Source organism: Zunongwangia pacifica, from assembly GCF_023499215.1.
GTDB lineage: Bacteria > Bacteroidota > Bacteroidia > Flavobacteriales > Flavobacteriaceae > Zunongwangia > Zunongwangia pacifica.
Genome location: NZ_JAKHSK010000021.1, coordinates 1 through 14,711 on the forward strand (window position 1 = coordinate 1; position 14,711 = coordinate 14,711).

Here is a 14,711-nt window from a genome sequence, read left to right on the forward strand (position 1 = left end):
CAAACAAGTAGATAGGAGAAACTGCTTTGAACTTATCAATCCTTCTTACAGGCTCCAGGGCCTAATGAACTGTCCAAGTTTCAAGCAGATAGGGAAAGTAACCAGCATCTCGAACAGCCTTGTAAGACCAATGACAAAGCACGGTTTTTTTGCTTTCCCTTCTTCTATTGAAATCTAATCATTATTTCTCTTAAATCTACATGCAACAAACATAGGATGACAAAGCCCGGTTTTATTGCTTTCCCTTCTTCTATTGAAATCTACCATTCACAAGCATGGGATGATAAAATCATGGTTTAAAATAAAAAAACAAGCGTCATTTCGACTGGAGCGTAGCGTAACGGAGAAATCTCAATTTTCAAAAACAATTAATAAAAGATCTCTTCACTTCGACTTCCTGCCGGCGTGCAGGATAGAGATGACAATTTATCCAATTTCAAAATTCAATACTCCTTATGTTTCTTGACTCCTGACTCCTGACTCCTGATTCTTGACTCTTAAATCTTAAATCTCTTTTCTCTAATCTATGTTCTAACATCTAGCAGCGTAGCGGTCTAACTTCTAACTAGCCTAAATACAATTCAATAAGACCTTCAGGAGTGGTAAGATGGATAGTTTTATTGGGCTTGTCGATGTTTTCGATAAATTCATCATTCATGGGAATAAGAATTTCTTTATCATCTTTTTTGATTTCGAACAACGCCTGGGCAGTGCTATCGTTTATCGAGGTGATTTCACCGATATCGCCATGTTTAGTGTCGATCACTTTAAAGCCAATAATTTCGTGGTAATAAAACTGGTCGTCGTCCAGTTCAGGTAATAAGGTAAGTGGAAGATAAAGTTCACATCCAATCATGTCTTCGGCATCATCTTCAGTATCGATATCTTCGATTTTAGCACGTAGCAAAGTGCTTTTGTGCAGGGAAGTTTTTTCAAAGAAAAATGGAACCAGATTGTTGTTATATTCAACAAAAACCGATTCCATCTCTGTGTACAATTCAGGTTCGTCTGTATCTAATTTGATAAGTACTTCCCCTTTAAAGCTAAATTTACTAACGATTTTACCTAAGTAGAAACATTCTTCTTTAGTCATCGTTAGGTAATTTATTAAGCTTCTTTTTCTTCTGTAGCTTCGCCTTCAGGAGCTTCTGACTCTTCAGTAGCTTCTTCTGCAGCAGCAGCCTCAGCGGCTTCTTTAGCAGCAGCTTCACGCTTAGCATTTACTTCTTTCTCGGCAGCTAAAGCTTTATCTCTAGCTTCTTGTTCTGCTTTAGAAAGGTTTTCTTTTTTGTCGTTAATCTTGCCTTCTTTTTCCTCTAGCCAAGCCTGGAATTTCTTCTCAGCTTCTTCTTCGGTTAAAGCGCCTTTTTTAACTCCAACGGCAAGGTGTTTCTTTAATAAAGCACCTTTGTAAGAAAGAATAGCACGAGCAGTATCTGTTGGCTGTGCACCATTCTGTAACCATTTTACTGCACCGTCTACATCTAGGTCGATAGTAGCAGGATTAGTGTTTGGATTGTAGATTCCTAATTTGTCTAAGAATTTACCATCTCTCTTTGCACGCGCATCTGCGGCTACGATCCAATAAAAAGGTTTTCCTTTTTTACCGTGTCTTTGTAATCTGATTTTTACAGGCATAAAAATTAATTTATGGGGTTCCCGACCCCTATTATTAATAAGGCTGCAAAGATACTACATTTTTCTAATTTACAAGAGGTTGCCTAAAAAATATTGTGAAGCCTATAAAATGGATGATTCATCTTCTGCTTACTAAAAAAATGATAATAAAAATCGATAAATTTTAACCTATAAGTTAAAAGCAGTTAATTACTGCTAAACCCTGTTAAATAGGTTGTTGTGGCCAAAAATGCATTGTAATTTTATCATGGTTATGAACGAAAAAGAAAATGTTATGAAATATTCAGAAGAGGTTGCAAAGAAGCTGAATGAGTTGTTGGAAAAAAACTATGATGCTGAAAAAGGATATAAATCTGCTGCAGAGCATGTGAAGAATGAAAAATTGAAGGCGTTTTTTTCTGAGCGGGCCAAAGAACGCTATGATTTTGGACATCAATTAAAAGCTGAAATTCGAAATTTTGGCGAAACTCCCGAAAAAGGGAGCAGTCTTGAGGCTGATGCTCACCGTACATGGATGAATTTAAAAACCGCGCTATCAGGAAATAAAGAAGAAGTTGTTTTAGAAGAAGCGGTGAGAGGAGAAGAAATTGCAGTTGAAGAATACGAGAAAATCATTAAGGATACCAGTATTCCCCCTTCAACTCAAAATGTTTTATTAAAGCAAAAAAATGCGATTGTTGATTCTTTAAATGAAGTGAAATCTTTAGAGCTTCAATACGACTAATTAGAAAATTGCCTGGAAAAAGAAAAATAGATTAAGATGCGGATAGATGTTTGATTGAAGTAGTAGTTTTAATGTTCGTATCACAAGCCTCACGGGAAAGGAAGTATTCCTATTACCGTGAGGTTTTTTTTATGCATTTATCCAGTCTTTAATTTCTTTTTGGTATGATCTGCCACTAATAAGTTTTGTTCGGTTTTTATCTTCCAGAATAAACGCAAACCGACTATTAAAATAGCTATGTATTTCTTTAATATAATCTGAGTTTATTAGTATGGCCCTGTGTATTCTGCGGAAATTTTCTGGCAGGTTTTCCACAAGTTGCTGTAAACTTTGTTCGCAAAGCTGTTCTTCCCCGTTTTTCAGGAAAACACTAACATATTTATCCTTTGCCTTAAAAAATAGGATGTCGTTAAGTTTGAGGAAAATAATCTTCTTTCCAGTTTTTATGCTAAGGCTGGTAACTTTTGGTTTCGCCTCTTTTTTATCGATGGCATCCAGGAAATCTAAAATTTCAGATCTACTAAAATGAGGGGTGAATTTGTCTAATTTCGATATCGCTTTTGCCAGTCGTTCTTCTTTAATTGGTTTCAGCAAATAATCAATGCTATTGGTTTCAAAAGCTTGCAACGCATATTCATCGTAAGCGGTACAAAAGATGATCAGGGGGATTCGTTGTAATTTCGAAAGCATTTCGAAACCGTTCATTCCCGGCATCTGGATGTCCAAAAAGATAAGATCAGGTTTTAAGTCATTAATTTTTTTCAGTCCATTTTCTCCATTCTTCGCAGAGCCAATAATCTCAACTTTATCGGTATGGTTTTGCAAAAGCTTAGTGAGCCTTAGTCTTGCCGGTTCCTCGTCTTCAATAATTAAAGTTCTAAAGCTCATATTGTTCTTTTTTTAGGGCGGTTTTATCAATAGTGATCCAAACTCTTTTTTCGGGTGTATTTTCCCAGTTTAGTGAGGCCTTTTCGCTATAAGTAAATTTTAAAATATCGAATACACTTTGTAAACCATAGCCAGAAATACTTCCATCCTTAAAATCGGGGCCATTATCAAAAACTGCAATTTCAATGAGATCCTCATTTTGTGAAATTTTAAGCATAATTTTTCCTGAAACATTTAGTTTCGAAATTCCATGTTTTATGGCATTTTCTAATAAAGGCTGAATGATATTTCGCGGAATAAAATAATGATATAGCGATTCATCTATTTCGATATTAAACAGAAGCTGATCCCCAAAGCGTATTTGCTCGATGTCCATATAGGCGATTGTCGCGTCTATTTCTTCTTTTATGGTGGAGAAGGCTTCGTTTTTTCTATTTAAGTTATGCCGAAAAAGATCGGATAACGACAGCGCCATTTTCTCGGTTTTATCAGCGTCAATATGGGCCAACCCAGCAATGGAATTTAATGCATTGTAAAGAAAATGCGGATTGATACGAGCGTGTAGCGATGCCACTTCGGCCTCAGCCTTTAAAGCTGCTAAATTACTTAATTGAAGATCTTTTTCTAAAATCAAGTTTTCGTTTTTTTCTATGAAATAAAGAAATATACTTCTTAAAATACAAATAAAAAATAATGCAGTATAAAGACCGATTTGGAGTGCTAATGATAAAAAAACCGAATTTTTAGTTACGATTAAAATGGCAGTAAGGATCAAAATAATGGCTGCGAAATTTAAAATTCGGATTAGTGCACGGTAAAAAATATTGCCGAATTTGGAAAGAATGTAATAGTCTAAAATAAAAAGAAATAAAGAAAAAAATCCGGAAAGAATACTAATGCCACCCATTTGGATCCAAAAAAATGCCCAATCTATTTTTTCTATTGATCCTGTATGAATAATTTGATTATGCGGCTCAATTCTTAAATAACTATATAAAGAAATTAAAGCTACAATTATGGACGAAAGGATAATACCTTGCAAAATATAGTTTATAATTTGATACTTACTTCTTATACTCTTGATAAAACGGTGAAGCAATAACACTATACCAATTACAAGAAAAAGAAATGCAATTATTTTTAAGATTTGTAGTAGATCTTCATTAAATACAAAATTTAACCAGGTCCAATACCCATATTCCTTTATTATAAAGTTCTGTACCTGATCGTCAAGATCCTTGGCGTATAATTTTTTCAGGATAAACCTATCTAGAGAATTTAATTGAAAGTTTACAGTTTCTTCAAACAGCTGTAAGCTTTTTTTTAGGAATAAGCTTTTCTGTTGCAAATTAATTAAATGCTGATATCCAGAACGGCGATAAATTAATCCCACTAATGCAGTGTTCCTGATAATTTCTAAACGGCGATTTTCAGGTAATTCTAAATTATAATACAGCGAAACTATTTCATTGTTATAATATCCATTTTGATTACCGATTACAAAGTTGTTTAAATTGATATGTGGTATAGAATCATTTTCGGGTAAGGCTGCTAATTCGATTATAAAGTTGGCATCTTCCCTGTTCTTTGCGTAAAAAACCTGCTGGGGGATCAATGGGTTAACCTGATCGATAATGTTTTGTAGTAAAAGGCTGTCACGTTCTTGCGGGTTAACTATATAATAGGCTATTGGGTCATAAAACTTTGCAGGGTGCCTAAAATCACTTAATCCCTCAGGGAAAAATTTTTGAATAAGCAATTTCCAGGCCTCCTTCTCCTCTTCAGGAGAAAGGTTAAAATCTGTTTGAGATAAGCATTGCATCCAGCTTAATAGTCCTAGAAGCAGTAGTAGTAATTTTTTCATTAGTGTAAATATTAGAAAGTTAGGTTTATACCGCAAATAAACTTTTAGCTTTCGTGTTATGAAAAGCTTTTCAGACGAACTGCAAGACTGGAGCGTGAACTGCAAATCGATGGTTAATAACTGATGAAAATTAGACTTTTTCCCAGCTTAAATTATGCTTAGTTTTGCAAGATAAGATGTTGCTGAACTGCCCTTTTTCTTCAATACGGGGACAAAACTAAGAGCCGATGTATTTAATTTTTGATACCGAAACTACCGGATTACCAAAGCGTTGGGATGCGCCTTTAACCGATTCTGATAACTGGCCACGATGTATACAGATCGCATGGCAGTTACATGACGAGATGGGAAATCTGGTAGAACATCAGGATTATCTGGTTAAACCAGAAGGTTTTGATATTCCGTATGATGCCGAGCGGGTACATGGTATTTCGACCGATCTGGCCAGGGAAGAAGGGATTTCGTTAGAAGAAATGCTAGAGAAATTCAACGAAGCCTTGGGGAAAACCAAATTTATCGTTGGTCAAAATTTAGGTTTCGATGTCAACATTATGGGAGCCGAGCTGCATCGTGTCGGGATGGAGAGTCCGTTGCTAGAACTTCCGGTGTTGGATACCTGTACAGAAACAACGGCCGAAATGTGTAGAATTCCCGGTGGGCGTGGAGGTAAATTTAAGCTCCCAACGCTAACCGAATTACACGAATATCTTTTTGATGAGCCTTTTGGGGAAGCGCACAACGCAACTGCCGATGTTGAAGCAACCACCCGTTGTTTCCTGGAATTGGTTAGAAAAAGAACTTATTCTGCGGAAGAACTAAATGCCGCTCCTGGTTATTTTGAAGATTATGTTGAAGCCAATCCAGAGCCTTTTCAGCCTATTGGTTTAAAACATATCAATCTTAAAAAAGCTTCCGAAGAAATAAGAAAAAGGCTGGAGAAATTACAGCCAACAGATGAGATTACTACAGAAGAAATTGAGGAAAACCTAGAAAAGCTGGATGAGGTTCCTTTTGCCCATCTTCATAACCATTCTCAATTCTCTGTATTACAGTCGACCATTAGTATTGCCGATCTTGTAAATGCGGCTGGCGAGCAAAATATGCCGGCAGTGGCACTTACCGATCATGCCAATATGATGGGAGCGTTTCATTTTGTAAAAGAAGTTGGGGCTTATAATAAAAACGTTCAGGCTAAAAATGAAGAAGCCGAAGCAAATGGCGAACCTGCCGAGGCTAAAGAATTAAAAGCGATTGTAGGTTGTGAATTTTTTGTTTGTGAAAATCATACCGATAAATCCAGAAAAGATAACGGGTACCAGGTCGTGATGCTGGCCAAGAACAAAAAAGGCTATCATAATCTGGCCAAAATGTCTTCTAAGGCTTATACCGATGGGTTTTATTATGTGCCTCGAATCGACAAGGAAGTTGTAAAACAATATAAAGAAGATGTGATTGTGCTTACCGGTAACCTTTATGGTGAGGTGCCGAGTAAGATTTTGAATGTAGGTGAAAAGCAGGCTGAAGAAGCTTTGTTGTGGTGGAAAGAAGAGTTTGGTGAGGATCTTTATATCGAGATCATGCGACATAACCAGGAAGACGAAAATCGTGTAAATCAGGTGTTGATTGAGTTTTCCAAAAAACATGATATAAAATTAATTGCGACTAATAACACCTATTATTGGAGAAAAGACGATGCCAATGCGCACGATATTTTACTATGTGTAAAAGATGGTGAAAAGCAGGCAACGCCAATTGGTCGTGGTCGTGGATATCGTTACGGTTTACCAAACCAGGAATATTATTTTAAGACGGCTGAAGAGATGAAAAATCTCTTTAAAGATCTACCTGAAGCGATATCGAATATCAAAGAAATTGTAGATAAGATTGAGCCTTTCGAGCTTGCTCGAGATGTATTACTTCCCGCATTTACCATTCCTGATGAGTTTTTGGTTGAAGAAGATAAAATTGATGGCGGTAAACGAGGTGAAAATGCCTATTTAAAACATATCACTTTTAAAGGAGCAGAAGAGCGTTATGGCGAAATCACTGCGTCTATTAAAGAACGGCTGGACTTTGAGCTTTCGGTAATCGAAAATACCGGTTATCCAGGTTATTTCCTTATTGTGGAGGATTTTATCCGTGAAGCTCGGAATCTCGATGTATCAGTTGGGCCAGGTCGTGGTTCCGCTGCCGGTAGTGCCGTAGCCTATTGTTTGGGAATTACCAATATCGACCCGATTAAGTACGATCTGCTTTTTGAGCGTTTCTTAAATCCAGATCGTGTAAGTATGCCCGATATTGATATCGATTTTGATGATGAAGGCCGTAGCCGGGTGATGGATTATGTAATTGGAAAATACGGAGCCAATCAGGTAGCGCAGATTATCACCTACGGAACCATGGCCGCAAAATCTTCGATTCGGGATACGGCAAGGGTGTTGGATTTGCCATTGAGTGATGCCGATAGAATTGCCAAGCTGATCCCAAATACGAAGTTAGGGAAGATCTTCGGAATGGATGAAAAGGCCTTGAAGTCTAAATTCCGAAGTGAGGAAGTAGAAAGTATAAATGAGCTTTTAAATATTTCTGAAGGAGACGACCTTGAAGCACAAACCGTAAATCAGGCAAGAGTTTTAGAAGGATCGGTACGAAACACCGGAATCCATGCCTGTGGGGTAATTATTACGCCGAGTGATATCACCAATTATGTTCCGGTTTCGGTAGCTAAGGATTCCGATTTATACGTCACGCAGTTTGATAACTCGGTTGTGGAAAGTGCGGGACTACTAAAAATGGACTTCCTGGGGTTAAAAACATTAACCCTGATTAAAGATACTATTAAGATCGTAAAAGGGAAACACGGCATTGATCTGGTGCCGGATGATTTCCCATTAGATGACGAAGAAACCTATAAACTCTTCCAGCGTGGGGAAACGGTAGGGATATTTCAGTACGAATCTCCCGGGATGCAGAAACACATGCAGGCGCTAAAACCAACGGTTTTTGACGATTTAATTGCCATGAACGCATTGTATCGTCCAGGGCCTATGGAATATATCCCAAGCTTTATTGCCAGAAAACACGGTGACGAAGAGATTAGCTATGACCTTCCGGACATGGAAGAGTATCTTAAGGAAACCTACGGAATTACGGTGTACCAGGAGCAGGTGATGTTGCTCTCGCAAAAACTGGCTGGTTTTACCAAAGGTGAAGCCGATATGCTTCGTAAAGCGATGGGGAAAAAATTAGTAGCCCTTTTAGCGCAATTAAAACCGAAATTTATTGGAGGTGGGGAAGCCAAAGGACATCCTACCGAGGTTTTAGAAAAGATTTGGAAAGACTGGGAAGCTTTTGCTTCTTATGCATTTAATAAATCACATTCTACCTGTTATGCATGGATTGCGTACCAAACGGCCTATTTAAAAGCGCATTATCCTGCTGAATATATGGCGGCGGTATTATCCAATAACATGAACGACATTAAGCAGGTGACCTTCTTTATGGAAGAATGTAAGCGAATGAAGCTTAATGTACTTGGCCCAGATGTAAACGAATCGTATTATAAATTCTCGGTAAACAAAGACAACGCGGTGAGATTTGGGATGGGAGCGATTAAAGGCGTTGGTGCAGGTGCGGTAGCTACCATCGTAGAAAACCGAAAAGGGGAAGCCGGGGCATACCGTTCAATATTCGATATGGCAAAACGTATCGATTTACGAGCAGCGAATAAAAAAGCTTTTGAAAACCTTGCCCTTGCAGGAGGCTTTGATTGTTTTAAAGAAACTCACCGAGCACAATATTTTCATGATGAAGGAGACGGGATGAGCTTTCTGGAGAAAGTGGTAAAATTTGCGGCTAAATTTCAGGAAAATGAGAATTCATCCCAGGTAAGTTTATTTGGTGAAGCCAGTGAAGTCCAAATTCCGGAGCCTAGTGTGCCACCTTGTGAAGAATGGGGGACGATGGAGAAATTACGCCGCGAAAAAGAAGTGGTGGGGATTTATATTTCCGGGCATCCGTTAGATGACTTTAAGAAAGAGATTCAGTATTTCTGCAACGGTAGTTTATCTGATTTTAGAACGCTTGAAAAAGTAGTGAATCGCGAGATCTCTTTTGGCGGGGTTATTAGTGATGTGCAGCATAGAACGTCTAAAATGGGGAAAGGCTGGGCAATGTTTACAGTTGAAGATTATAACGAGTCTTACGAATTTAGAATGTTTGGGGAGGAGTATCTTAAAAACCGACATTTTTTGGTGCCAAATTCATTTGTGCATATAAGAGCTTTTATAAAAGAAGGCTGGACCAATAAGGATACCGGCAAAAAAGGAGAACCAAGAATTCAGTTTAATAGTTTCCAGCTGCTGCATGATATTATGGATACGTATGCAAAGAAACTTACGATTCAGTTAGATATCAATGAGCTTAAAGAGGAGAAAATCGATATTTTAAAAGATATTTTTAGAAGTTATCGAGGAGATCATAAACTGAATTTTGTGGTGTATGAAATGAAAGAGCAATTAAAGTTGCATATGCCCAGTAAGCGCCAAAAAGTAAAGATTTGTCCGGAATTATTGGAGAGTCTGGAAGCGCAACAGGTGGTTTATAAATTAAATTAATGTTGATTAGGAATAAAATCGGGCAGGGATTGCAGCAAGCTACCGTGTAGCGCGTAAAGCCCGGTCTTTCCCAAAGATGCAATCGAAGGGAAAGCGCCCGCCAGATAATTATTGACAATCAGTGTATAACGAAATCCAATATTGTGGATGTAAGGTTTCCGAAAATAAATGACTACTTTTACGTATTGATTTTAAATTACTAGAAAAATAACGATTATGGCTATTGAAATAACAGACGCAAACTTTGAAGAAACAGTTTTAAAAAGTGATAAACCTGTAATGGTAGATTTTTGGGCAGCATGGTGCGGGCCTTGTAGAATGGTAGGACCGGTAATCGAAGAGCTTAGCGGTGAATATGAAGGAAAAGCAGTGGTAGGAAAGCTTGATGTTGATGCCAACCAGGAATTTGCTGCTAAATACGGAGTTAGAAATATCCCGACTGTACTTATTTTCCAAAATGGGGAAGTGGTAGGACGCCAGGTTGGTGTTGCTCCTAAAAACACTTATGCTGATGCTTTAAATGAGCTTTTATAAATCACTACGATTTTTAAATAATATTGAGCCCGGTTTTTGCCGGGCTTTTTTGTTTTTTGAAGTGAAGTAGTTAGAGTTGAGATCGCTGCGCTGTTAGATATTAGACTATAGAAAATAGAATTTGAAGATGCGTTAATTTAATAATGTGTTAATGCTCTTCATAGAAAACTTATTGTCACTTCGAGTGATTTCGAGTCCCGATAACAATCGTGAGGAGAAATGGTATTGAGAAGTGCTTAGGAGTTAGAGCTTAGAACACTACTTTTTAGATAATAGAAAATAGACTCAAGAAACAAGACAAGCAAGGAGAGAATCAGGATTCAAGAGTCAAGAACCAGGAAGCAGGACAAAATGTTGAATGCTGAATTGTCGTCATTTCGACCCTGCCTCGCCGGCAGGCAGGTGTAGCGTATCGAAATGGAGAAATCTTTTTTGAGCTGAGGGCTAATAGTTTAGAATTATTCTTTTTTGAAGACTGTATACTGTAAAACGTATATTGAAATAGACTTTTTTATTTCATTTAGGACAAATCTGGAATGCTATAGAGTGTGATTTCTCTACTTCACTTCTTTACGTCTGTCTGCCTGAGAGGCAAGCTCAAAAATGAATGGCAAAATTTAGCCTTAAGCTAAAACTATGAGCTGATAGCTTAAGGCTGACGGCTAATAGCTAAAACTAATTTTGTATATTCCAATAACAAATCACCATATTTTGAAATTACAGCTACAGGTACATCAAACGGAAGGTTTTTTAAATCTTGAAATTCTGGCGCGTCAAATCGTAGAAGGCTATATTTCGGGCATGCATAAGAGTCCGTTTCACGGTTTTTCTGCGGAATTTGCCGAACATAAAATTTATAATCAGGGAGAGAGTACCAAACATATCGATTGGAAGCTTTTTGCAAAAACCGATAAATTATATACTAAACGCTACGAGGAAGAAACCAATTTAAGGTGTCATTTAATCATCGATAATTCGGCCTCCATGCATTATCCTATTCTTAAGCAACAAAGTCTCTCAACATTAAATAAAATCGGTTTTTCTGCTATTGCATCAGCCTGTATCATGAATATGCTAAAGCGCCAGCGCGATGCTGTGGGTTTGAGTGTGTATAGTGATGCATTTGAATTTTACGCGCCGGAAAAAGCAGGAGAACGACATCACCATTTATTACTAAATACATTAGAAAATACATTAACCTCTGGTGCAACAAGAAAAGGAACACAGACATATACTTATTTGCATCAGATTGCAGAAAAATTAAAACGTCGGTCTTTAGTGTTTTTATTTACCGATATGTTCCAGAGTGATAAAGAGGAAGCTGAGCTTTTTGAAGCGCTTCGACATTTAAAATATAATAAGCATGAAGTGGTTTTATTTCATGTTTTAGATAGTGAAAAGGAGTTGGGTTTCCGTTTTGATAATACGCCAAAACGATTTTTTGATGTAGAAACCGGAGATGAAATCGATTTGTATTCAGAAAATATTCAGGAAAACTATAAAAAAGCGATAGAAAATTACTTTAAAAATCTGGAGTTGGAATGTGCGAAGTACCGGATTAGTTATGTTCCGGTAGATATCAATAAAAATTTTATTAAAATTTTGCAGACCTATTTTATTGAAAGACAAAAGCTTGCTTAGTGACGGAAAAAAAGATTAAAAAAAATGAGAAAAAAAGTTTGTGTGATTGGAAAAGTGCAGTATATTTGCCCTCGCAATAACGCAACGGTCTGGTAGTTCAGTTGGTTAGAATACCTGCCTGTCACGCAGGGGGTCGCGAGTTCGAGTCTCGTCCAGACCGCAAGATTGCAAAAAGCCTTTCAGAAATGAAAGGCTTTTTTTATGGGATAATTTTTTTTCAATTCTGGGGCAGGTAGGGATCAAGGATCAAGTCTAAAATCTGGGTTTTTACGGATCAATCCCAATTGTTGTGTTTACGTAAAAATTGTGGTTAATATATAGAAAGATCCATAAGAACTATTGAGAATTATACGCCTGTTGCTACAAATACTTTTACAACATTAAAAAATGGGGTAGATTAGTGCTTTAACTAAAGTGGGTGTAACACAACTTGTTATGTTAACATACGTTTGGCACAAGCTAAAATGATAATTATGGCACTATATTTTCCTCCATTATTCTGTGGAAAAGGAACTAAATTAAGATCTCTTAAAAATTTTGAAGTTGGTTTTGAAGATGAAGAAAACTTAAATGTTTTAGCAGCTGATCAGCTCGTTGTTGACGAAATAATAGGATATGGTTTTAATATTAGAAAAGACTTTTCAAAAAAAATTTTCAGAATAATGAATAGTAATATGTCGGAATATTTCGATATAATTGAAAAGGTTGAGCCGGAAATCGACTTGAAAGTGGTTGAAAAAAGGAATAAAAAGGGCAAAATGATTTGTTTAGCAAAGAATTTTGAAATAAAGAATGTCATTAAATTTCCAAAAGGAAGAGAATTTCTGCATATCGAGGAAACTAAAACTCTAAAAAAATTTCACGAACTGTTCTCAAAGGATGGAAAAAATATAATATTAAGAATGACCGGTAAAGAGTTTGAAGAATATTTTATGTAAATAGCCAGCGCCTAACAGCGGTTCATATCAAATTCCGGGTAATTGTAGAAAAAGTGTAATTTTAGTAACCAAGAAACGAACCAGTAAGCCGACAAATCCGCATACCTCACTATGCTAAATGATTATAAACGAGTTAGGTGGCGCGAGTTATTAAAGAATGAGAAAACAAATAATAATCATATTCAGTCTGATAAGTACAATTAATATTTTCGGACAGAATTCAAAGAATGACACACTTGATCTTGCTAAAATAAATTTATGCGTATTCACATTGCAAGATTTAAAAAAACAGGATCCTAGCATAGAAAAGGTAGCTGTGACTGAGATGGATTTATGTTCTGATGGATTCGTTCAAGATGCCAGATTCGAAAACAGAATTGGATATAAAAGTAAAGAATACATAGGAATACTCTTCCAAAAGGATAATTATTCAGATGCGATTGCCAAACTCAGGCTAACCAAAGATTTTAAAGGAAAATTGCCAGACGGAACTTATATTGACGTTTCCACTTTATCAGCAAAAAATATAATTGAAAAATATCCTGAATTAGATACTTGGAATTCCAGAGGATGTTCAGAATTCTGGAGTTTAACTGATGAACATTACTATTTTTATGTTCAAATTGATAAAGAAAAAGAGCCAAGATATCCGATAGATAAAAATTACTATTTGACCAAGCCGATTGAAGGAATTGATATTATTTTAAACCGTTCTGAATACTGTTCAAAAATAAATCCTGCAGATCCACTTATCATTTTGGATGGTAAAGAAGTTAAGAAAGAGGATATAGAAAATCTAACCCCTGAAAATGTAGAATCAATTACAGTTTTAAAAGAAAGTGCAATTGAAGAATATGGCGAAAAAGGTAAAAATGGAGTTATTGTTATTAAAACAAAATCTAACTAAATAACGTGTGCCAGGTTCATCGCAAATAACGGGTGTTGTCAAAAAAGTATAATTTTAGAAACCAAGTAAATAAAGATTAAACCGAAAAATATGTATGCCTACTACCATAACTGTCAATACTTTAAACAGTTGTGAGACATTGAATCACTTATGCACGGAATGACTATTAAGAAAATTACAACCTTACAAAATTGGATTGGTGGTTTATCAGCAATTTGGTTATTATTTTATCCCAAATTTTATGCTGTACTAATAAATATTCTGATTCCAATCGTTGGTATTTTGTTTGCTTTTAAACACCAGGGGAAAGTTGGAATTGATTCCAGAAAATGGGGGAATACACCGATTCCTAAAATTGATTCTGCAATTTTATTTCCATCATTTGCACTAATTTTAACAGCATTAATTGATATTAAAATAATTGGATTCAAAAATATTTTAATCTATGCGCTAATTTTTAGTGTTCCATTAATAATTATATTATTTTACGGAACAAAAGAATATTTGGTAGGGAATAAAATATTTAATGGGATAATTTGGAGTGTTATGTTCATATTTACTTTTGGTTGCGGGACAGCAATGTGGACTAATGCATTATTAGACAATTCTGCACCTGAATTTTATAAAACCAAAATTATAAATAAAGAAATTGAGAAAGGAAAAAGGACAGCTTACAGAATTGACTTTGAGCCTTGGGGACCAATCACGAAAAATGATTTAATGAGGATTTCTAAAAAAGAGTTCGACAAAATTAATGTGAATGATTCTATTGTATTGGAACTACGAAAAGGCTTTTTAAAAACACAATGGGTTCTAAAAAAATAAAGTTGCACAACAATTTATAACCGCAAAAATTTCAATGAATCAATCCCAAAAGTTGTGTTTACGCAAAAATGGTAGTTAATCTATATAAGAAGAATTCAACATTTTTCACTCCTTTAAACTGTGCCTTAAACGCTTT

At 36.2% G+C, this 14,711-nt stretch carries 11 protein-coding genes and 1 tRNA gene; 8 read left to right on the forward strand and 4 right to left on the reverse strand.

Annotation, left to right across the window (positions count from 1 at the left end):
• Nucleotides 1–565: 565 nt before the first annotated feature.
• Nucleotides 566–1,093, reverse strand: a complete 528-nt coding sequence (gene rimM, locus L1967_RS14140) for a ribosome maturation factor RimM (RefSeq protein ID WP_249602155.1) — start codon at nt 1,091–1,093, stop codon at nt 566–568.
• A 14-nt stretch (nt 1,094–1,107) separates the two neighbouring features.
• Nucleotides 1,108–1,638 (reverse strand): 30S ribosomal protein S16, encoded by a 531-nt coding sequence (locus L1967_RS14145; RefSeq protein ID WP_249602156.1) that lies wholly within the window; start codon nt 1,636–1,638, stop codon nt 1,108–1,110.
• 274 nt (nt 1,639–1,912) lie between these two features.
• Between L1967_RS14145 and L1967_RS14150 the strand changes: the two genes are divergently transcribed.
• A complete protein-coding gene (locus L1967_RS14150) occupies nt 1,913–2,362 on the forward strand; it encodes a ferritin-like domain-containing protein (RefSeq protein WP_249602157.1) in 450 nt (149 codons plus the stop codon).
• Nucleotides 2,363–2,491: 129 nt separating this feature from the next.
• Here the strand turns inward: L1967_RS14150 and L1967_RS14155 are convergent, their stop codons facing one another.
• The gene (locus tag L1967_RS14155) at nt 2,492–3,250 is read right to left on the reverse strand and encodes a LytR/AlgR family response regulator transcription factor (protein ID WP_249602158.1); all 759 of its coding nucleotides are present in this window, start codon (nt 3,248–3,250) and stop codon (nt 2,492–2,494) included.
• Nucleotides 3,240–5,114: a sensor histidine kinase gene (locus L1967_RS14160; protein ID WP_249602159.1), complete on the reverse strand. Its 1,875-nt coding sequence runs from the start codon at nt 5,112–5,114 to the stop codon at nt 3,240–3,242. Before L1967_RS14160 ends, L1967_RS14155 begins: the two co-directional genes overlap by 11 nt.
• A 227-nt stretch (nt 5,115–5,341) precedes the next feature.
• Here L1967_RS14160 and dnaE point away from each other — a divergent pair, with 227 nt between their 5' ends.
• The 7 genes from dnaE (at nt 5,342) to L1967_RS14195 (ending at nt 14,575) form a co-directional block, all read left to right on the forward strand.
• On the forward strand, nt 5,342–9,730 hold the full coding sequence (gene dnaE, locus L1967_RS14165; RefSeq protein WP_249602160.1) for a DNA polymerase III subunit alpha: 4,389 nt from the start codon (nt 5,342–5,344) through the stop codon (nt 9,728–9,730).
• Between the two features lie 216 nt (nt 9,731–9,946).
• Nucleotides 9,947–10,264: a thioredoxin gene (gene trxA / locus L1967_RS14170; RefSeq protein ID WP_013073791.1), complete on the forward strand. Its 318-nt coding sequence runs from the start codon at nt 9,947–9,949 to the stop codon at nt 10,262–10,264.
• Nucleotides 10,265–10,975: 711 nt separating this feature from the next.
• Nucleotides 10,976–11,905, forward strand: a complete 930-nt coding sequence (locus L1967_RS14175) for a DUF58 domain-containing protein (RefSeq protein WP_249602161.1) — start codon at nt 10,976–10,978, stop codon at nt 11,903–11,905.
• Between the two features lie 86 nt (nt 11,906–11,991).
• A tRNA-Asp gene (locus tag L1967_RS14180) sits at nt 11,992–12,065 on the forward strand.
• A 313-nt stretch (nt 12,066–12,378) separates the two neighbouring features.
• A complete protein-coding gene (locus tag L1967_RS14185) occupies nt 12,379–12,843 on the forward strand; it encodes a hypothetical protein (protein ID WP_249602162.1) in 465 nt (154 codons plus the stop codon).
• A gap of 157 nt (nt 12,844–13,000) precedes the next feature.
• Nucleotides 13,001–13,750: a hypothetical protein gene (locus L1967_RS14190; RefSeq protein WP_249602163.1), complete on the forward strand. Its 750-nt coding sequence runs from the start codon at nt 13,001–13,003 to the stop codon at nt 13,748–13,750.
• A 159-nt stretch (nt 13,751–13,909) separates the two neighbouring features.
• Nucleotides 13,910–14,575 (forward strand): hypothetical protein, encoded by a 666-nt coding sequence (locus L1967_RS14195; protein WP_249602164.1) that lies wholly within the window; start codon nt 13,910–13,912, stop codon nt 14,573–14,575.
• The last annotated feature ends 136 nt before the right edge of the window (nt 14,576–14,711 follow it).

What these genes read in the sequence shown, in the direction of transcription:
- rimM (WP_249602155.1), bottom strand. Translation starts at nt 1,093, where the DNA reads ATGACTAAAGAAGAATGTTTCTACTTAGGTAAAATCGTTAGTAAATTT.
- L1967_RS14145 (WP_249602156.1), bottom strand. Translation starts at nt 1,638, where the DNA reads ATGCCTGTAAAAATCAGATTACAAAGACACGGTAAAAAAGGAAAACCT.
- L1967_RS14150 (WP_249602157.1), top strand. Translation starts at nt 1,913, where the DNA reads ATGAAATATTCAGAAGAGGTTGCAAAGAAGCTGAATGAGTTGTTGGAA.
- L1967_RS14155 (WP_249602158.1), bottom strand. Translation starts at nt 3,250, where the DNA reads ATGAGCTTTAGAACTTTAATTATTGAAGACGAGGAACCGGCAAGACTA.
- L1967_RS14160 (WP_249602159.1), bottom strand. Translation starts at nt 5,114, where the DNA reads ATGAAAAAATTACTACTACTGCTTCTAGGACTATTAAGCTGGATGCAA.
- dnaE (WP_249602160.1), top strand. Translation starts at nt 5,342, where the DNA reads ATGTATTTAATTTTTGATACCGAAACTACCGGATTACCAAAGCGTTGG.
- trxA (WP_013073791.1), top strand. Translation starts at nt 9,947, where the DNA reads ATGGCTATTGAAATAACAGACGCAAACTTTGAAGAAACAGTTTTAAAA.
- L1967_RS14185 (WP_249602162.1), top strand. Translation starts at nt 12,379, where the DNA reads ATGGCACTATATTTTCCTCCATTATTCTGTGGAAAAGGAACTAAATTA.
- L1967_RS14190 (WP_249602163.1), top strand. Translation starts at nt 13,001, where the DNA reads ATGAGAAAACAAATAATAATCATATTCAGTCTGATAAGTACAATTAAT.
- L1967_RS14195 (WP_249602164.1), top strand. Translation starts at nt 13,910, where the DNA reads ATGACTATTAAGAAAATTACAACCTTACAAAATTGGATTGGTGGTTTA.